Origin of the sequence: Pontibacillus yanchengensis (assembly GCF_009856295.1) — a bacterium.
Lineage (GTDB): Bacteria > Bacillota > Bacilli > Bacillales > BH030062 > Pontibacillus > Pontibacillus yanchengensis_A.
The window spans coordinates 289,382-309,896 of record NZ_WMEU01000003.1 but is presented as its reverse complement, the minus strand read 5'-3'; the positions used below and the strand labels follow the sequence as shown (position 1 = coordinate 309,896).

Annotated in this window: 12 protein-coding genes; 2 read left to right on the top strand and 10 right to left on the bottom strand. The window is 43.2% G+C overall.

Translation table 11 applies throughout. From position 1 onward, the window contains the following. Window positions 1-9: 9 nt before the first annotated feature. A complete protein-coding gene (locus GLW08_RS11415; RefSeq protein WP_160848775.1) occupies window positions 10-861 on the bottom strand; it encodes a MurR/RpiR family transcriptional regulator in 852 nt (283 codons plus the stop codon). Window positions 862-1,094: 233 nt separating this feature from the next. On the opposite strand from GLW08_RS11415, the gene GLW08_RS11410 reads away from it, so the two are divergent. Next, entirely contained in the window at window positions 1,095-2,402 is a 1,308-nt protein-coding gene (locus GLW08_RS11410; RefSeq protein WP_160848774.1) for a globin-coupled sensor protein, read from the top strand. Between the two features lie 393 nt (window positions 2,403-2,795). Here GLW08_RS11410 and GLW08_RS11405 read toward each other — a convergent pair whose 3' ends face one another. The 9 genes from GLW08_RS11405 to GLW08_RS11365 form a co-directional block, all read right to left on the bottom strand. Further along, window positions 2,796-7,508 (bottom strand): alpha-amylase family glycosyl hydrolase, encoded by a 4,713-nt coding sequence (locus GLW08_RS11405; RefSeq protein WP_237458411.1) that lies wholly within the window; start codon window positions 7,506-7,508, stop codon window positions 2,796-2,798. A gap of 511 nt (window positions 7,509-8,019) precedes the next feature. Further along, a complete protein-coding gene (locus tag GLW08_RS11400) occupies window positions 8,020-8,622 on the bottom strand; it encodes a response regulator (RefSeq protein WP_160848772.1) in 603 nt (200 codons plus the stop codon). Then, window positions 8,606-9,976, bottom strand: coding sequence for a sensor histidine kinase (locus GLW08_RS11395; RefSeq protein WP_160848771.1), 1,371 nt, complete (start codon window positions 9,974-9,976; stop codon window positions 8,606-8,608). Before GLW08_RS11395 ends, GLW08_RS11400 begins: the two co-directional genes overlap by 17 nt. Window positions 9,977-9,990: 14 nt before the next feature. Further along, entirely contained in the window at window positions 9,991-10,581 is a 591-nt protein-coding gene (locus GLW08_RS11390) for a DUF6305 family protein (protein WP_160848770.1), read from the bottom strand. A 132-nt stretch (window positions 10,582-10,713) separates the two neighbouring features. Then, window positions 10,714-11,625: a nickel transporter permease gene (gene nikC / locus GLW08_RS11385; RefSeq protein WP_237458410.1), complete on the bottom strand. Its 912-nt coding sequence runs from the start codon at window positions 11,623-11,625 to the stop codon at window positions 10,714-10,716. Between the two features lie 18 nt (window positions 11,626-11,643). Beyond that, a complete protein-coding gene (locus GLW08_RS11380; protein WP_160848769.1) occupies window positions 11,644-12,648 on the bottom strand; it encodes an ABC transporter permease in 1,005 nt (334 codons plus the stop codon). Between the two features lie 112 nt (window positions 12,649-12,760). Then, a complete protein-coding gene (locus GLW08_RS11375; RefSeq protein ID WP_237458409.1) occupies window positions 12,761-14,404 on the bottom strand; it encodes an ABC transporter substrate-binding protein in 1,644 nt (547 codons plus the stop codon). A 39-nt stretch (window positions 14,405-14,443) separates the two neighbouring features. After that, the gene (locus GLW08_RS11370) at window positions 14,444-15,442 is read right to left on the bottom strand and encodes an ABC transporter ATP-binding protein (RefSeq protein WP_160848768.1); all 999 of its coding nucleotides are present in this window, start codon (window positions 15,440-15,442) and stop codon (window positions 14,444-14,446) included. Next, window positions 15,439-16,431: an ABC transporter ATP-binding protein gene (locus GLW08_RS11365; RefSeq protein WP_160848767.1), complete on the bottom strand. Its 993-nt coding sequence runs from the start codon at window positions 16,429-16,431 to the stop codon at window positions 15,439-15,441. The genes GLW08_RS11370 and GLW08_RS11365 overlap by 4 nt, the downstream gene beginning before the upstream one ends. A 647-nt stretch (window positions 16,432-17,078) precedes the next feature. Here GLW08_RS11365 and GLW08_RS11360 point away from each other — a divergent pair. Next, window positions 17,079-20,327 carry a DEAD/DEAH box helicase gene (locus tag GLW08_RS11360; RefSeq protein WP_160848766.1) on the top strand — a complete coding sequence of 1,083 codons (3,249 nt, stop codon included), beginning with the start codon at window positions 17,079-17,081 and terminating at the stop codon, window positions 20,325-20,327. The last annotated feature ends 188 nt before the right edge of the window (window positions 20,328-20,515 follow it).

The window sequence follows — 20,515 nt, the reverse complement described above, 5'->3', positions numbered from 1 at the left end:
ACGTTCGTATTAATAGCTTTTATCCACCACAGAATCAGCTGTTTTTTGCTTCATACCTACAGATTGCTCTTTTCTGTATATCGCAAGTCCTGTGCTTAATATATCAATTAGATAGAGCTGTGACATTTTTGCCCCAATCGAACCGCCTTCTAGTGGAGACTGCCTTCCTCCACTAAGTAAAACATAGTCTGCTATCTTTGTAATCGGTGAACGAACATAATGCGTAATTACAATGACGGTAGCTCCATTTTCCTTGGCAATAGATAAAGAATCAATCGTATCCTTTGTACTTCCACTTACCGAAATGCCTACTACTACATTCCCTTCGCCAAGTGTAGCTGCAGTCATGGACTGTACGTGTGGATCAATGATGGCATCCGTTCGAAAACCAATTCGCAAAAATCGCATCTTCGCATCCATTGCCGTTACTCCTGACGTTCCAACTCCAAAAAAATGGATAGTATGAGCTGCATTTAGAGCGTCAATACACTCATCGACAGTTTGATCATCTACCATTTGTAACGTTTCATCTATTGTGTGTTTGGCATGGGTGGCAAGGGATTGAGAGAGCGTAACCGGCTTTTCCGAATCATGTTCTTCACTCGTAGGATTGGATAAATCCTTCGCGATAGCTAATTTAAATTCTTGGTACCCTCGGAAGCCAATTTTTCTACAAAAACGTAGGGCTGTCGTTTCCCCTACACCTGCTCGATCAGCTAAATCGGTCACAGATCCGTACAACACCGCCTCGATATTTTCAAGCACAGTCGAAGCCACTTTCTGCTCAGACTTAGTCAGAGAAGGGTAATAACTATTAATCGTGGAGACTAGCTTTCCTTGAATAGGAGGTTGCTGATTCATTTCGGTCCCTCTTTCTTAACGAACTCTTTGTACCTATCATAGCAAAACTCACCCGATAAGTGAACATATTCTTCATTTTTATTCAAAAAAGTGAAGATACACTTCAACCATCTTTTCTAATGAGACTTTCGACTCGTTTCCAAGAAAAAATCTTCCTCCAAAATACTGGTATTGGTATAGTGATAATGGGCATATTTGTCAAGATTGTGGAAATAGGAGGAAAAGAAGACGTTATGAAATTTCGTATGTTAGGTAAGCATCAACAGGTGTCTGCAAGTATTTTTGACGTGGAGTTGGATTCACAATCCGTTACGTTGGATGTGCCTGGTTCTCTCCAGAAACAGGTGAATTCCATTGGATTAACGAAACAAGATTTGCAAGTGATTCGAACACTACACCCGATGGTTCAGGAACATTTAGAGGTTATAACCGAGGACTTTTATGACAACATTACAAGTCAAGGTGAGCTATTGGAGATTATTGAAAAGCACAGTTCCGTGGAACGTTTGAAGCAAACATTGAAGGTACATATTGAGGAATTATTCGAAGGAAAAATCGATCAGTCCTTTATCGAGAAACGCTATCGTATTGCTCATATGCATGTCAAAGTTGGCTTGGAGACAAAATGGTACATAGCTGCATTCCAGAATCTATTAAACTCGCTTATTGATATTTTCAAAGCGTATATCCACCATCCAAACGACATCATTCAAGCAATCCATTCGACAACAAAATTGATGAACTTTGAACAGCAAATCGTGCTTGAATCGTATGAGCAGGAACACCAGCGGATTCGAGACGAGCATAAGACTCACACCTTAAACTTACAGCACCAATCCAGCTCCATCGCCCAAGAACTTGCTGCCATTTCCGAACAAACCAATGCATCATTGAAAGAATTGATTTCCCAGTCCCATAACGTAGTAGATATGGCTAACACAGGTACAGAACTTTCCTTAAAGACACAGAAAACATCTGAGCAAGGGAAAAAGCAACTCGGTGAGCAACACCAGAATATGTCGCGCATGAAGACGAGCATGAATGAAATCGGAGAGAAGGCCAACAATCTAAACGAAGTATCCAAACGGATTACAGAGGTTATTGATATCGTGAAGGGCATCGCAGAACAGACTAATTTACTAGCATTGAACGCTTCTATTGAGTCGGCCCGTGCCGGAGAATATGGGAAAGGCTTTGCAGTCGTAGCCAACGAAATTCGTAAACTTTCTGAGCAAACGAAAGATTCCACTCATACCGTGTCGCAGTTGATTCAAGAAGTGAATACGCAAAGCTCCCACGTGACGACTTCCATCGAAGAAATTGATCAGTATGTGGAATTCGAACGCGAAAGCCTGTCCAAAACAGATGAATATTTCGTTAAAATCTTAGAAGACATGGAAAAAACGTTGTCCCAGAACAAAACAATCGAGCAAGAAATGAAGCAACTATTAGACGTTATTACAGAAATTGAAAACGCCTCAAGCGAAGTCGCCAGCTCCGCTGATCGATTAACCGAAACGACGAATCAGTTTGAGGATTGAGGTGGTCCTGTAGCTGGGGCTGTGACGTGTGAGCGTGACGGGAGGATAATCGCTAATTTGTAGAGGGCACTTTTTGGTTTCCGAGCGAGATTTGCGGATTTTGGAGCGAGTTTTAAAATATTGGAGACACCCGCCATATCGGAGCGAGGATGCGGGTTCCAGAGCGACGCTCGGTTCGGAGCGAGATTTGGGTTTGCGAGCATCTTTTTCGATTTCAGAGCAATATTTCGAAATTGCGAGCAATTTTTCTGATTTCCGAGCAGAACTCGAAATTTGCGAGCAAAATCCGAGATTTCCGATCAAACCGCTCCAGCCGCGCTCCCAACCACGCCAAACAGCAGCCCAAGCAACAAAAAACCAGCCTCTCCTCCCCGGAAAGGCTGGTTTTCTACATTAAATCCCTTTGATCTTTTCTAACGTATGCGTAATTTTCTTCGCTGCTTTATCGATAAATTTCTCTTGTTGCTTTTTCGAATAGTGTTTTTGCATCTTGTTTAACTCGCGTTCTATTTGATCAGCGAATACATTCAATTTCTTCTCATCCGATTTTTTCATGGAGTCGTTCGTAAAAGTAGGAACAAGGTGTTCGCGGATATCTGCTGGTGTTTTCTCGTCAGCACGTACCGCTTCGACATAGGAATTGGCTACTTCTGCTGCTGATGCATCTCCCTCTAAAAAGTCCTCCGTTGGGGTGGATTCGACTATTCGAGTTACGGTTAATTGCATGTCTTTCGTATTTTTACCTATTGCTCCACTGTCCCCATTAAAGATCTCCGTTTTGTTTTCTTCAGATGGTTCAATATGAATATCAATCGTATTCTTTCCTTCTTGCAAGGAGACTTCGTGGCTGAAGCTCATGTCGTCTTGAACCTCAACAGATTCCCCGTTAATGGTAAGGTTTCCTTCTTTGATCGCGTTCCCTTCTACGGTCACTGCTTCTTTCGTTGTTTCCATGCCATCCGTTGGGGAGCTTACGACAACTGGCATGTCAATCCAACGTAAGATTTCGTCTTCTACGACCATCTTGTTGTCGCCTTGATTTTCCACGACAACTTTCATGTCAGTGCCTTGAGCACCATAACCGTAATAACTAATATCGTCATCTGATTTGTCAGCTCGTGTATGGTCGGCTAAGCCCTCTTGATCCCATGAACCATTTTTGACGTATTTATAGGTGATTTCTGTTCCCTCTTGCACCTCTGTTGTGTATTCCCAGTCCGGTGTCACTGCACCATTTCGGGACATTTCCCATGCACCCGTGTTCCAGCCATTCAAGCTTCCTGGCATTGTTACCGTTGCACCGAGTGGCGTGTAATCTGGAGCATGGACTTTAAATGTCACTTCCACCATCACAATATCTGGTGTTACTTCAACTTTATTAGATTCTACGACATTTCCAGCCTGGTCAAAAAGCTTCACCTGGTACGTGTACGTTTCGCCATTGACCACATCATAGTCTGTAAAAGAAGTCTTGGATGCATCTTTTATGCGTTCCACCAACTCCCCATCACGTACAATGCCGACCATGTAACTGTCATCCGCTTGTTGCTCATAACTCCAGTTCAGGTTCACTTGACCAGATTCCTTCGTTGGTTGCTCTAACTGAACAGCATCTGCTGGTGGAGTTGTGTCTTCGCCTTTTGATAGTGTGAACGTTTTCGTATTTTCGGTATAGATCCATGATGCTCCTAAATCGCTTGAGAAAGCCATTCGATAGGAGTACTCGCCTGCTTCGATTGGTGAAAAAGATGCTTTATACACATTGTTGTTGCCTTCTTGGCCGGTATAAGTAGCATCATAGTCAGTCCAGTTTTCTTCACCAGGTTGCTTCACTTGTAACTTCGCAATGACTCCTTCAGCTTGATCTGAATTTGTTGCACCTTCTATATAGAGCTGACCTGTAACGTCTAACCTTGTTGCCAAGTCTAACGTCTGATCAGAGATATCTGTTAGACTACCTGCCCATGCATCACTTAAATCATAATGCGGAACAACTTCCTTCGTTTCTACTGCGGCTGAAGCATTTCCATCTTCATTAACTGTTTTAATCGCAAAATAGTAAGCTCGTCCATTTTCCAAAGCCCCTACTGTAAAGCTCGTTTCTTGTGTTGTACCTACTTTTTCATAAAAAGAGCCTTTAATATTCGTTTGATACACTTCGTATTCAATAGCCTCTGTTGCGGAAGCATTCCATTCAAGGGTAGCAGCACCTTCGCTCGCAGATGCGGTCACATTCGTGACAGGGTCTGGCTTTGATGCTACGGTATCGGCCATCAGCATACGGCCACTCATTTGTGCTACATCAACGGTTACCGTCCCTTCGTTCACTTCCACGCTATACTCACTAGCTAGTGCATCTGTTAATAAAGTTCCGTTCGACAAAATATCCTTCACATCAATCGTTACCGTTTTGTCACTATAACCACGATTTACGACAATCAGCCCTGCTTGTTCGCCATTTGTACGAGTGTACGCCATTACATCTCCATCCGCATAGACATGATGCAAGTCTCCATATGCTAAAAGATCTGCGTAGTTCGTTCGCACTTCGCCTACGTTTTGATAATGCGTCACAAGCTCTTGGTCTTCATCGCCCCATGGGTACGTGCGTCGATCATCTGGGTCCTTCGAGCCTGTAACACCAGCTTCATCACCGTAGTAAATTGTTGGTGCTCCTGGATACCCCATTTGGAAAATCGCCGCTAATTTCAGACGTTGTTTTCCAAGTTCATAGCTGTAACTTGAATCGAATTCCGCACGTTCTGCAGATTCTGTTCCACCGCCAAGTAGGAAAATGGCGCGTGGCGTATCATGAGATCCCATTAAATTCATCAATGCATAATAGGCTTCTGATGGATAATCCTCTTTCACTGCCATCAGGGATTGCTGTGTACTAGAAGCATTTCCATTTTTCAAAAAGGATTCAACTGCTCCTCGGAAGCGATAGTTCATGACAGAATCATATTGATCCCCTAAGAAGTATTTCGAAGCATCATCCCAAATCTCACCTAGAATCAATGGCTTTTCGCCTTCTTTTAACGTTTCTCCCGTTCCAGCAAACGATGTTGCTTTTAATTCATCACGGAATTCACGCCAAAATTCAGGATCGACTTCATTCGCTACATCTAAACGCCAGCCAGATCCACCTTTTTGAATCCATGATTTAGAAGCAGAGTCTTCGTCATACATAATATAGTTTGCAAATTTTTCGTTGTTCAGTTCACTATTGTAGGAGACGGTATCCCCAGGAATGGATTCAATTTCTGGCAAACTATCAAAGCCCCACCAGCCTGTGTACTTATAATGCTCATTTTCTGTTCCGACATTTACTTTTTCATTTTCAATGGCGAACCAATTATGGAAGCCATACGGACTAAAGGTTTGACCGTCCGCCTCGAAAAATTCTCTCGCCTGTGTCTTCGCTTCTTCCTCTGATAAGCCTTCTTGATTCATAAGATCGTAGATTTTCGACCAATATTCATACGCACCGACTGTTTCGTATTTTCCATATCGGTCAAAATAAATCGAATCATCTCCAACGTGATTGAATACACCATCTAGGATAAGATGCATATCACGATTGGCCAGTTCTTCTGTAAACGCCTGAAATTCTTCTGGTGTTCCAAACATTGGGTCAATCGATTTATAATCTGTCGCATCATATTTATGGTTCGATGCTGCATGAGCAATCGGATTCAGGTATAACGTGTTCACGCCAAGGGACTCGATGTAATCCAGCTTATCTTGAATACCCTCAACATCTCCACCAAAGAAGTCATTCGACCAGATGCCATCCCCGTTATAATTTTCCGTCCCTTCTAAGCGCGGGTTATCAGGAAGCTGCTCCCACGTGCGATCTTCAATCGGTTCCGTACCACGTGCATATTCCTTATTATCATCATTCGTCGTATCCCCATTGTAAAAACGGTCCGGGAATATTTGATACACAACAGCTTCTTTCATCCAATCTGGTGTTTGATAGCCTGGTTCAAATACGGTTAATTGAAAAAGACCTGCATTCTGATCAAATGCTTTCCCGGTTCCACCCTGGGTGGCGTCTTCTCCATATTCTGCAGTCGCATTTTGATCCTTGGCGATAAATTTATACCCATACACTCCTTTTTCCTCTGGAGTGAATGATCCTTCCCAAAAATCTCGTTCCCCTAGACCATCAACCGTGGTCCAAGCTTTCTTATCCATTGTAATACTATAGGAATTGCCAGTTTGGTAGTTTTTTAAGTATAGCGTAGCGTTGGTGAGGTCACCTTTCCCAGATGCAAGACGAAGCGTTACCTCTTCTCCTGCTGGAATCGCTCCAAATGGCTGGCGATAGGCATTCTCTCTTGTGTTATGGAAAAGCTTGTCCTTTACAACCGAGCTATCTGATCCTTCTGGTGAGTAATTCGTGGAGACTTCTTTCGTATCTGAATTGTAGTAGAATGTAATTTCTGTATCGTTCAGCACGTTGAGGGTGGCATTAGTTGATGGATAGGCTTCATCCCAATTGTCGCCTAAAGCTACTTTGTATTCGTAGTTTCCTTTTGGCACAACCGTTGTATATTCATAGATTCCATCAAAATTTGTATCATGAAAAATAGCAGTCGAGGTAGCAGGTGACCATTCATCCCCTTCCTCAATGGCAGGTTGAAGGTTTCCTACTAATCTAGGTTGTTTGTCTTCTGGAATTGGATTATAGTACTTCGAATTCGTAATCTTATGCGTCTCGTCATGATAATAGAATGTTACAGTGGTTTCCTCCTCTAAGGATAGCGTTAAATTTGACCCTCCAGGTTCACCATTGTATCCGTAGTTTTCATCCCAACTACCATTAATGGCTACCTTATATTCATACTCCCCTGCAGGCAATTTTCCTTCAAACTTATAAAAATTGTTCCCCATTGCGCTCATCTGCGTCGCTTCCGCAGCAGGATCCCATTCTATACTATGACCTAATTCATCTTGCAAACTCCCTACTAGAGTTACGGTTCTAGATGTCGATTCTTCCGCAGAAACACTCGATGAAAATGGCAGTAACGGTTGCGCAATCGTTTGCACAAATAGCATAAAAATAAGCACCACCGAGGCCCACTTAAATTTGTCTCTCATCATCATTCCTCCTAGATATTTATATGATAATCCTCACCAGTGAGGGTATATCCACTATGTAGAAACCGTTCAGCAGTTTAGTGAAAACGGTTTCATTAACTATACAATATCTTCCTATCTCCTTACAAGGTAAAAAAGTACCACAACGACAGTGATTTTGTACCTAATTGACGAAAATTGATAGACAGGTGGAGATTGAAGCGATTCTAGCAGGAATTTGTGGCTGGGACAGAATTGGTTTTAGCTAACTAATCTTAAAGTTAGTTAAGGGAGCTATCATGCAGATGCCAGAGCGACGCTCGGTTCGGAGCGAGATTTGAGTTTGGGAGCAACTTTTTTTATATCAGAGCAATATTTCGAAATTGCGAGCAAATTTTCCGATTTCCTAGCAAAATCCGAAATTTCCGATTATTCCGCTCCAGCCCAACTCCCTCCACCACGCCCACCAAGCGCCATCAGCACCAGCACCACAAAAAACCAGCCTCCTCCCCGGAAAGGCTGGTTTTCCTATCTAGATAATCTTATACGTATTTTTCGGGCGACCTTTATTCCCGTAGTTGGCTTGAATCTCCACTTCGCCCATGTCCACTAAGTAGTTTAGGTAGCGGTGGACGGTTTGGTAGGAGACGGGTAGGTCTTTTTGGATTTGGTTGATGGTTTTCGGCTCTGTTTGTTGGTTGAGGTGGCGTTTGATTTGACGCAATGTTTCTTCATTGATGCCTTTTTCGACAAATGCGGTTTGGGTATCATCTTGCATCTTGGCCATTTTCAAGTTGAGCTTAATGCGTGAGATCAAATCCGCTGCTTTGATTGGTTTTTGTGCGAAGTCGGTCGCGCCTGCTTCTGTGAATTGGGTAGCCAGTTCCATCCGCTCATCTACCGTCAGGACAATAATCGGAACGTGTGCATCGATTTTCCTCAATTCCCTTACTGTTTGCAGGCCGTCCCATTCTGGCATATGATAATCGACCATGACGAGGTCGTGCTTACCCGGATCATATGTGGCGACGCCCATTTTTCCATTGGAGCATTCCTCAATACTCCACCCTCCAAATTCGCAAATTTCACTAATCGTGAACCGTATATCTACATTATCATCAATAACCAGAATCATGTTCTTCGTCCTCCTTCTCACTAACAGGGATTTCAATCTTCACACGGGTGTACACGTCGGGTTCGCTCTCCATGGAAACGGTTCCTCCATGCTGATGGACGACGTTTTTCACAAAAGGTAGTCCAATGCCTGAAGAGTTTTTCGTGCTAAAGCCTTCTTCCCATATCGTTTCTAACCATGCTGCATCTATCCCTGGTCCATCATCTTCGATTAAAAATTGAATGCTCTGATTGTGTTTTTCCACATCCAAATAAAGATTTCCTCCATCGTCCTTCAAGGAGCGTAGTGCGTTTTCTAGTACATTCGATAACGCACGGGCAAAGCGGATTTTGTTTATGTACAGGTTTGGCAAATTTTCTTCCACTTGCATATGAAAAGCTATATTCGGATCTTCCTGCCGGACATGGCTTCGTACATAATTAACGAGTTCTTGCACTTCCAGTTCCCGCTTTGTATCTTCATATAAAATCTCCGATACCATATCCTTCATTTTTTCAAGCGATGTACTAATTCGATTAAAATAGGACTGTGACTTCTCATCTTGCACTTTCAATGACAGCAAGGAGATTAATCCTTCTACGGTAACGAGCGGGGATTTCAAATCATGTACGAGGGAATGAATTTCCTTGTACACGTTCGTTTCAATAAGCGCGCCTTTTGTTTCCCGTAATTCTTCCGTCTGTTGCTGATATTGCCTGGAAATCATCATTTGCTTACTAAATAAATGAAGCAATGTCGTGATGATAATCGCTATTAAAAAAAACACTCCGAATAAAATCGTCGAAAAGGTGTTAAACAACTTTTGATCGGTTAAATATTCGTCGGTAATTTTCATGCTAACGGCAAAATCATCTGTCCCGAATCCAAAGTTACTAAGAGCTGGTATTAAATTCAGCCATTGCACCGAAAACAACATAAAGACGAGAATGAGTAGAAACGTCACGTAAAAATAACGCTGCTTTGGGATAAAATTCATTAAAAACAGTAAAATGCCAAGCAATAAAAAGTGAATAATATAGGCGTAATGCTCATGGTACATGTGGTTATACGTCAACACACTCGCCAATACAATCCCACTAAACATCAACTGATTCCATATCGAGAAGAACCGCTTCGATAGTGTATGGGAAATGACCATGCTTCCCATATAAATGAAGGAAAAGGTGATCGAGTACCAGGTAATATAGGAGAGCGCCGTCATGACAAGACGTCCACTGTCCGTGCTTTCCAGGCTTACTTCAATATTTTCATAGATCCATGACGACCACTTCATCGATTGGACCGGAAAGAGAATGCCAAATAATATAAGGAAGCAGCCAAGCGCTATGTAAGCAATTTTTTTATCGTCTTTCATCCAGCACCCCTCCTCTATCGAAATGCTGAATTGAATGGTGTGCGGATATCATCCAATTCCTCCACAAGTGTTACGGGTACAGAATGCTTTTTAGCCAATTGCTGCAATTGGTTGCTTTGTTCCATTTGGCGCAATCCTATTACGTAATCAGCATAAGGGATAGATTGCCGTAAAAATTCCCACGTATATTCGTCATCACGGGCAGCTCCTCCTACGTGAACGACGATAATGGGAATTGGTTTTCGTTCTGCTTGTTGTAACAGCTTGTCTACCCGTTGTTTTTCTTCCTTAATGCTCCGGTACGTTTGATTTAACCCATGTGGACTATACCCCGTCACCAAAACGAGCGTTTCGTATTCATATAAATCCCTTGCTAGCGCTCTTGGACGATAATCTGCTTCGAAATGAAGGTCTTTTGTCACATAGGAGAAAACTTTCCCCTCTGTTGCTTGACCAGCTGAAGTAATCAGAATTGGCTCTTCCCCAATAGGCGCAGGGAGATTGGGCCACGTGTGCTTTGTCTCAGGGGATACACTTCGGGACTGAAGAAAGATCGTTCCAATAAAGATAAGCAATAATATAATAGCAATCGAATATTTCTTCATCCTTCTCCCCCTTTTTTCCAAGACTCATCTACTTTAACACATAAACGCACAAAAAGGATAAAGTTTTTGAACTTTACCCTTTAGTGTATCGTATTCTTATGATGTTTGGAATCACTTTTTCTAAATTTCCTACTATTGCTTTAATCGTGGATCAAGGGCATCTCGTAACCCATCTCCAAGTAGGTTGAAGCCTAACACAACGAATAGAATCGCTAAGCCAGGGAATGTGATGACCCATGGTGCTGATTGTAAGGCATCTCTGCCAGCGTTTAGCATGGCACCCCATTCTGGTTTTGGTGCTTGTGCTCCCAGACCCAGAAAGCTTAAGCCCGCTGCATCTAAAATCGCTGTACCAATACTTAATGTCGTTTGTACAATAAGGGGAGCCATCGTATTTGGCAGAACATGTCGGAACAAAATCCGGCCATTTTTTACTCCCGTAGCATGCGCGGCTTCCACAAATTCTTTTTCTTTTACAGACAGAACCGTAGAACGAACGATTCTGGCAAAGTGTGGAACTCCTACAATTCCAACCGCTATCATCGCGTTCGTAAGACCCCGTCCCATTACAGCTACCATTGCAATCGCTAATAGAATACTAGGGAATGCCATAAGAATATCGATAAAGCGCATGATTACCATATCAACCCAGCGTCCAACATAGCCAGCAATGCCACCGAGTAGGACACCAATCACTCCAGAGATTCCCACGGCAATGACACCGATTTGAATGGAAATCCTCGCACCATACACAATTCGGCTAAAAATGTCGCGACCCAGTGCGTCCGTTCCTAACCAATGCTGCGCGGACGGTGTTTGGTACCGATCAATAATCGATCCATCTTCTACTGGATGATAAGGGGCGATTAATGGTGCAAAAATCGCTACAATAATAAGCAAAGTAATAATGATTAAACCGATCAGTGATGTTTTACTTTTGACGATCCGAGATAAAGCGTCCATCCATAAGCTTGTTTCCTTAGGAGGAGCCTTTCCAATCTCAGCCTCCATTTCTTGATTTGCCTGTTGCATTTCTGCTGACATAGGTGCTCAACTCCTTTCTTAGTCAAAACGAATTCTCGGATCAATATACTTGTATAAAATATCTGTTAATAGATTAATAAATACGAACATAACCGCAACCACTAAAATGGTGCTTTGGACAACTGGATAATCTCGTCCAAGAATAGCCTGTAATACATATCGTCCAACACCTGGCCAAGAGAAAATCGTTTCGGTTAGTACCGCTCCACCAAGTAAAAACCCAAACTGTAGGCCAATGACGGTTAGAACAGGTAAAAAGGCATTTTTTAACGCATGTTGAAAGACAACTAAATAACTAGCTAGCCCCTTCGCATTTGCTGTACGAATGTAATCCTGGTTCAAGACTTCGAGCATACTAGAACGAGTCATACGCGCGATAATGGCCATTGGAATGGTCCCGAGCGCAATGCCTGGCATTAACAAATGCGTGATGGAATCTTTAAAGGCTGTCCAATTCAAGGTTAAAATACTATCTAAAATATAGAAGTTCGTGATGGTATCTAGCTCCACACCTGTCGATAATCGTCCGGATGGTGGCAGCCACTGCAGCGTTACAGAGAATAGCATAATCATCATAAGCCCTAGCCAAAATATTGGAATCGAGACTCCGAATAAAGCCCCGGTCATACTCAGATTATCAAACCAGGAGTACTGTTTGACAGCTGCAATCACACCTGCCAGCACCCCGACCACAGTTGCTATGAAAATCGCAAATAAACTCAATTCCATTGTGGCTGGAAGACGATTTTTCAACTCTTCCCCAACAGGATTATTCGATTTTACTGATTTGCCTAAATCCCCTTGTAACGTTGAAGTTACAAACCTTCCATATTGGACAAGGTAGGGATCATTAAGTCGTAGCTCTTCCCGCAGTTGCTCCAGTTGTGCTTCATTGGCTTTATTTCCAAGCATACTTCGAGCTGGATCTCCAGGAATCATATGTAACAAGGAAAAGGCAATAATAGAAACGCCTAATAACACCGGAATGATCATAACTAACCTACGAATAATATAATTCAACATGTTCTATCCCTCCCTTTCAACAGGATGCGAGAGCTACCTGTATAGGAAAAAGCGAGGAAAAGGAACCTACTTTTCGTGTAGCATTCCTTTTCTCACCTCATCATACTGTAGCCTACTTTAATTTAACGTGGTTGAAGGCTTCTGAACCTGTTGGATGCGGTACATATCCTTCAATGTAATCCTTTGCTACAACTGGTGGAGTTGTGTGCGCGATTGGTACCCAAGGGGCATCTTCATGAATAATCTTTTGTGCTTCTTTGTAGTACTCTGTACGCTTTTGTTGATCCATTTCCGTCTGTGCTTTTGTTAACAGGTCATGGACTTTGTCGTTTTTGTAGAATGCGATATTTCCGGCAGAACCTTTTTTCGCATTATCTTTGTCTAGCAGAACGTATAGGAAGTTATCTGGGTCACCATTGTCACCAGTCCAACCTAGGAACGCCATGTCATGTTCGCCATTTTGTGTTTTGGTTAAATGAGATTCCCATTCGTTTTCCACAATCTCAACGTTGATGTTTACTTCTTTCAACATCTGCTGAATGGCTTGAGCTGTTACTTTTGGCTGAGGCATGTAAGGACGTGGATTGGACATTGTGTAAAGTGTAATGTCGACACCGTCACCATACCCAGCTTCAGCTAGTAGTGTTTTTGCTTTTTCAGGATCATAGCCATAAGGATCAATGGAATCATTGTAGCCCCAGATACTTGGTGGTAGTGGGTTTTTCGCGTTCTTACCAAGACCTTCGAAAAGCTTGATCAAGTTCTTTTTATCAATCGCTAAGTTAATAGCTTTACGTACTTTTTCATTAGACATTGGACCTTCTTTGTCTGTGTTCATCGCCATGTACCCAACGTTCATAGAAGGACGACGAAGGATTTGAAGATCTTGGTTGTCTTCCGCTGTACCAAGGTCTTGTGGGTTTAAGCCTTTCATCATGTCGATCGAACCTGATTGAAGTTCCATAAAACGTGCTCCATTATCCGGAATAACACGGAATACTACTTTATCTACATTCGCTTTCTTACCAAAGTACTCTTCGTTTTTGGAAAGTTCGATTTTGTCGCCTTGTGTCCAAGATTCGAATTTAAATGGTCCAGTACCTACTGGATTTTTGAAGTAGTTTTCGCCATGCTTTTTAATAGCATCAGGGCTTGCGATGGCAAATGGTGGCATCGCTAGCGTTGAAAGGAATGGAGCATTCGGTTTTTCAAGTGTAAACTTAACTTCATAGTCCCCTGTTGCTTCAACCTTTTCAATGATACCTCCCATGTCATCTTCACTTGCTCCGAACATGTAGCCGTAATAAATGAAGTCACCAGATTCTGTCCAGCGCTCAAAGTTATAGACAACATCTTCAGCTGTGAAGTCTGTTCCATCGTGGAATTTCACATCTTCACGTAGCTTGAATGTGTATGTTTTTCCGTCATCACTGATGGTCCACTTTTTTGCAAGAGAAGGTTCCACTTCTGTTCCTTCTTGTTTGTACTGCACTAATGTGTCATAGATTTGCTGGGTTACATAAATAGACTCACCGTCGGTTACTTTCGATGGGTCTAACTGTTGAGAGTCAGCCCCTCTACCAAAAACAAGCGTGTTATCTTCCCCTGAATTGGATGATGCTTCTTCACTATCTCCGCTACCTTCATTGTTGTTGGATGAAGATTCTTCTCCTCCACTGTCACTTGAGCAACCAGCTAGAGCTAGTACGACAAGTAAACTCATAGCTAACAACGTTCGCCATACATGTGTTTTCAATTGAATATCCCCCTATTGTTAAATATAATAAGTTGCGGATTACCCAGATAAAGGCTCCTTCACAACTTCGTTCACTAAATGACAAGCTGCCTGATGATCTCGTGTTGAGACATCCTTTAGCTTTGGATGCTCCACCTTGCACTGCTCCTCAGCAAAAGGACAGCGAGTGTGGAATTTACATCCTTGCGGTGGATCAGATGGGCTAGGTAAATCCCCTTCTAGCATGATCCGGTCGCGTTTTTTGTGTGGGTTGGCTTCCGGGATAGCTGATAAAAGTGCCTGTGTATAAGGGTGTTTCGGATTCTTATACAGCTCATCCACTTCCCCAACCTCGACAATTTCACCTAAATACATGACCGCAACACGATCACTAATGTGATGCACAACACTCAGGTCGTGGGCAATGAATATGTAGGTGAGGTCAAATTCTTTTTGCAAATCTTCCATGAGATTCACGACCTGAGCCTGAATAGATACATCCAGCGCTGATACCGGTTCATCACAAATGATGAGTTCTGGATCGAGCGCAAGGGCCCGGGCAATCCCGATTCGCTGACGCTGCCCTCCACTAAACTGGTGGGGGTAGCGATGTTTATGGTAAGGACTAAGTCCGACCACATTTAGTAACTTTTCTACTTTCGGTTTTCGTTCACTTGCCGGAACCTTGAAGGCACGCATTGGCTCTTCAATGATTTGTTCAACGGTCATCCTTGGATTTAAGGATGCGTATGGATCCTGGAAAATAATTTGGATTTCTTTTCGCAGTTGCCGAAGTTGTTCTCCTTTATAATGAGAGATGTCTTCCCCCTTATAGACAACTTCGCCTTCTGTTGGTTTAATTAAGTTCAAAATCGAGCGTCCTGCCGTGGATTTCCCACAACCGCTCTCTCCAACAAGACCGAGCGTCTCTCCTTTTCGAACATGAAAGGAAACACCGTCTACTGCTTTCACAGCCCCAACTTGTTTTGGGAGGATTGCTCCTTTTTTAATAGGAAAGTGCTTTTTTAAATTCTTTACTTCGAGTAAGTTTTGGGTCATTTCACTGCCACCTCTTCCTCTTCATACAGTAAGCACCTTACCTGGTGGCCAGCGCTTTCCTCTTTGAAGTCAGGATCAATGCTTTGGCACTTGTCCATTGCATGCTTACAACGAGGAGCAAAACTACACCCTTGAGGTAATGCTCGTAAATCAGGTGGAAGTCCCTTGATTGCTTCCAGTCTTTCTTGCCTGTTTTCCATATTCGGAATCGATCCAATTAAGCCCCACGTATAAGGATGCTTTGGATGATCAAACAACTCTGTCACCTCAGCAAACTCCACTGGCTTCCCTGCGTACATGACCATCACGCGGTCACAAACTTCCGCTACAACACCAAGGTCGTGAGTAATCATGACAATGGCCATGCCTAGCTCCTTTTGTAGTCGTCCCAGCAACTCAAGAATTTGAGCCTGAATAGTAACGTCCAGTGCCGTTGTCGGTTCATCGGCAATCAACACCTCTGGATCACACGATAAGGCGAGCGCGATCATCACTCTCTGCCTCATCCCTCCACTAAATTCATGTGGATAGCTTTTCAATCGACTGCGTGGTGACGGAATCCCAACTAACTCAAGTAATTCCACCGCCCGATCGATTGCTTGCTTTTTGGACAGATTGCGGTGAGCCCGTATCGTCTCCACCATTTGCTTTTCTACTGTAAAAACAGGATTCAAGGATGTCATCGGATCCTGGAAAATCATCGAAATTCGGTCGCCACGAATGGAACGCATTTCCTTTTCCGATTTGGCCAGCAAATCCTCCCCTTTAAAGGTAAGACCACCCTCGACGATTTTTCCTGGTGGGTCCTTGATTAGTCTCATGATCGACATCGCGGTAATACTCTTACCAGAACCCGACTCCCCAACAATCCCAAGCGTCTCGCCAGGCTTCACACTAAAACTAACTCCATCTACCGCTTTCACCACGCCTGACTTCGTAAAGAAGTGTGTATGTAAGTTATCGACTTCTAAAATAGGCTCCTGCTCCATGAAACTCCCCCCCCTCATATGAACAAGATGTGTTTGTGCGTTTTTCATTTCAATTTTCTGCATTTTTTGAATTTTTATTATATTTCACATTATTACAGATAATGTGACAATTTTGTGTTTTTTCTCATTTTTCTTAAAATAAAAGTGGAAGTGCCCCGTTTAGCGCCGTATGGACTGGATGGACCCATATGAGATAAAAGAGAAACACGAAGAACGATATTGATTCGATGTTGACTTATCGTAAGGGGGAGACAGAAGTCCACTAGGCGCTGGAGCGCTGGAACTAGACACTATTGAGACTCAAATTCAACTATGTAACATACTTAAATAAATATTACGTTGGTGTAAAATTAGTGTAAATTTTGTTTTGGGTGTGAGCTGGGGGTTGATGGGTTACTTTTGATTTCGGGGTGAGAGTGCGCGGGCTGGCGGGGCTTCCAGGGTTGGAGCGACTGGCGAAATCGGAGGTCAGGACCTAAAGGTTCCAAACCCCCATCAACTTACTTCCATTAGAATAAAGTCTACCTATCCCGTCAATCATGTGGAGAAGAATACATAGTTATATGCCTGTTCTCTTTGTTGTTTTGGAAATATACGATACAATGTCAGTATTGCAATAGAAGCGTGCAGGAAAAGGGGTATTGGTCATGATTGATCTAACAGCGCCAGAAGTGTTGGAGCTAAGTGGTTGGACGACGTATCAGCGCGGTGCACAATATTATCAAGACGGGGCCGTGACTCGTATCAATCGGTACGGGACGTCCGATAATCGTCACACCCATATTTTTGCTGAAGTGAAAGGTACTCGCAGTTGGCCTTATGAGGTGCAGCTCTCCTTTTCAAAGCAACATGGATCGTTTGAAAATGGGCAATGTACTTGTCCGGCTTATACAGACGGGACCGCTGTCTGTAAGCATATGGTAGCTGTGCTATTTGAAACGATAGAGCAATTAACGAATAATAAAACGGTTTGGAACAAGCGAACCGCCGAAACGAAAATGGAGACAAAAACCGAACCCTCCAACCATGATATTCAACAGGCTTCTTCTTTTGTAGATGAGCTGTTAGACTATGTTACAGTTCAGGAGTCGTTATTTTCTACGCCGAAGGAGCCCCTCTATATCCAATTTGAATTAGAAGGAATGTTCTCTCGTTATTCAGCACCCGAGGACCTGGAACTATCCATTAAAGCAGGGACATCTCGCCTCTATGTGGTAAAAGATCCAGGTGCTTTCATTGATGCTTGGTATAACCGAGAACCTCTTTATTTCACGCAACATTACACGTACGATCCAGAACAACAGATTATGACGGAAGAAGATGCAGAGGTATTCCGCCATTTACATCCTCTTATTAAAAGCCAACAGTTTTTTGCCGAGAATGATTATTATCGAAGTAGCGCCAAAAAGAGCATTCATATTCCTAATCATTTCGTGGAGGAACTTTTCACGTTACTAGAGGAATGCGATGCGGTAGTGCTGAAGCGATATAAGGATGAAATTCCATTCCGCGTCATTCCGAATACATTTCCTGAGGAGTTTGTATTATCAAAGGAAGATGGTCACTATTCCTTATCGATTAAGGACAATGGATTTACAAGCAAGCAAATCGCGAGATCCCCTTACTTCATTAAAAATGAAAGCCTTTATAAAGTAGATGCTGCGCTGCAAAATACGGTGATTCCACTTTATAACCATCTCGAAAGTCAGCGCGACAATACCCAAGTGTTTCAACAGGAGCACATTGAGCAACTGGCTGGAACGGTTTTTCCGGTACTGGAAGCCCATAATTTACTTGAGATCGACAGCTCCATCTCTACACAGTTAAAACGCTTCGACTGTAATCCTAAAATGCAACTGGAGCGAAATGAGAACATGCTTCAAGCTCAACTTGTGTTTGAATATGGAGATGAAAAAATCAATCCATTTCAGCGTAGTCGCCAGCATCCAGAACAAATGATTTCGCGGAACATGAATAAGGAACGGCAAATCATGAATCTAATTGAACAGGCAAATTTCCACTGGAATGGCGAGGTTTTATCACTTAGTGGAAGTCAGGATTTAGGACAGTTCTTTTATCAAATCCTGCCAGAACTTGAAAAACGTGCCGAAGTTATGAAATCGGAAGCTGTAGATGAAATGTACAGTGAATTACCAGACGATATCCCCCTATCCTTAGATGTAGATGAAAGCTACGGCTGGTTTGAGGTACGCTTCCCTACTGAAGATTTATCAGATGATGAAATTTCTTCCTTGTTTAAAGCCTTACGTCAAAAGCAATCGTATCACCAGTTTAATAATGGAAAAATCATTGATTTAGAGGAAGATGCGTGGGAAAATACACGCTCCTTATTTGAGCAGCTGGACCTTGATACAGATGACATCCAAGATGGCGTGTTACATTTACCAAAATACCGCGCACTCCAAGTGGATACATCAACAGGTGTCCAGCAAAGTGAGGCGTTCAAGAAACTCATCGAAGCAGTGAAGCATCCAGAAACGTTAAACGAAACACCACCTGAAGACTTGCAAGCTAACCTTCGTGACTATCAGTTGCGAGGATTCCAGTGGTTGCGCTCCCTTTCTCGTCATGGTTTTGGAGGCGTGCTTGCCGATGAGATGGGACTCGGTAAAACATTGCAAGGGCTAGCCTATATATTAGCAGGTAGAAAAGAACGTCCTGATGCTCATCCGTTTCTCGTCGTCTCCCCTGCTTCACTTATTTACAACTGGGAGCAGGAAGCCGCTAAATTCGCACCAACGTTGAATGTTCGTGTCGTATCAGGTTCGAAGGAAGAACGTCGCAAACAAATTGAGGAATTAGAGGGCGCCGACTTGGTAATTACCTCTTACCCAATGATGCGTCGTGACGTTGAACAATACCAGTCCTATTTTTTCAAAGGCTTATTGCTAGATGAAGCACAGTCTTTTAAAAACCACGCTTCCTTAACGTACAAAGCCATTCGCGGTATTCGAGCTGAAACAGCATTTGCCCTAACCGGTACCCCAGTTGAAAATCGGGCTGAAGAGCTGTGGTCGCTGTTTTCTGTCGTGATGCCAGGATTGCTGTATGATCGGAAGACATTTAAAGGCGTACCACAACAAATGATTCAGAAAAAGATATCACCATTTGTGTTGCGCCGAACAAAGCAGGAAGTGTTGAAGGAACTACCAGAAAAAATACAAACGGTGCGCTATACCGATTTAACAAAAGAACAGCGCCAGCTTTATGTGGGCTACCTAAATGAAATTCAACAGCAAACAAAATCCCAGCTGGAAGGCGAAGGATTGCAGAAGAATCGTATGCAAATTCTGAGTAACCTGACACGTCTCCGCCAGCTATGTTGCCATCCAGGTCTGTTCGTGGAAAATTACGAAGGACAGTCCGGCAAACTGGAAGAACTGCGTACCTTCATTCAGGAAGCTTACGAAAATGGTCAGCGCTTGCTGATTTTCTCCCAGTTCACTTCGATGCTGGACTTGATTGCCCAGGTTGTGGAGGAAGAAAAGCTGTCCTACTTTTATTTAGATGGCTCCACCCCTTCCCAGAACCGCGTCGATATGGCAACACGCTTTAATGAGGGAGAAAACGACCTATTCTTGATTTCCTTAAAAGCAGGCGGAACCGGGCTGAACCTAGTAGGCGCCGACACCGTCGTACTATACGACCTATGGTGGAACCCAGCCGTCGAGCAACAAGCCGCCGACCGTGCCCACCGCATCGGACAAAATAAATCCGTCCAAGTCGTCAAAATGATCGCCAAAGGCACCATCGAAGAAAAAATACAATCCTTACAAGAGAAAAAACAAAACCTATTTGACACCCTCATCCAATCCGGTGAAGGCAACCTATCCGCCCTCACGGAAGACGATATTCGCGATATCTTGAGTATATGATGATGGGAGTAATGATCCATCTGCTGCGGCAGGTGGATTTTTTATGCGGGAGATGTGAAACGAGCGGATATCAGGGTGGCGTATCGGGTGTATCGGGGGGCGGTACGATTGTATCTCGGCCTCTAAGAGAGCATAAACGCATCGCATGTAGAGAGCATATCGCAGGGCGATACGCTGCCAGAGCGCAT

What these genes read in the sequence shown, in the direction of transcription:
- GLW08_RS11400 (WP_160848772.1), bottom strand. Translation starts at nt 8,622, where the DNA reads ATGATTCTGGTTATTGATGATAATGTAGATATACGGTTCACGATTAGT.
- GLW08_RS11405 (WP_237458411.1), bottom strand. Translation starts at nt 7,508, where the DNA reads ATGAGAGACAAATTTAAGTGGGCCTCGGTGGTGCTTATTTTTATGCTA.
- GLW08_RS11365 (WP_160848767.1), bottom strand. Translation starts at nt 16,431, where the DNA reads ATGGAGCAGGAGCCTATTTTAGAAGTCGATAACTTACATACACACTTC.
- nikC (WP_237458410.1), bottom strand. Translation starts at nt 11,625, where the DNA reads ATGTCAGCAGAAATGCAACAGGCAAATCAAGAAATGGAGGCTGAGATT.
- GLW08_RS11390 (WP_160848770.1), bottom strand. Translation starts at nt 10,581, where the DNA reads ATGAAGAAATATTCGATTGCTATTATATTATTGCTTATCTTTATTGGA.
- GLW08_RS11380 (WP_160848769.1), bottom strand. Translation starts at nt 12,648, where the DNA reads ATGTTGAATTATATTATTCGTAGGTTAGTTATGATCATTCCGGTGTTA.
- GLW08_RS11410 (WP_160848774.1), top strand. Translation starts at nt 1,095, where the DNA reads ATGAAATTTCGTATGTTAGGTAAGCATCAACAGGTGTCTGCAAGTATT.
- GLW08_RS11395 (WP_160848771.1), bottom strand. Translation starts at nt 9,976, where the DNA reads ATGAAAGACGATAAAAAAATTGCTTACATAGCGCTTGGCTGCTTCCTT.
- GLW08_RS11370 (WP_160848768.1), bottom strand. Translation starts at nt 15,442, where the DNA reads ATGACCCAAAACTTACTCGAAGTAAAGAATTTAAAAAAGCACTTTCCT.
- GLW08_RS11415 (WP_160848775.1), bottom strand. Translation starts at nt 861, where the DNA reads ATGAATCAGCAACCTCCTATTCAAGGAAAGCTAGTCTCCACGATTAAT.
- GLW08_RS11360 (WP_160848766.1), top strand. Translation starts at nt 17,079, where the DNA reads ATGATTGATCTAACAGCGCCAGAAGTGTTGGAGCTAAGTGGTTGGACG.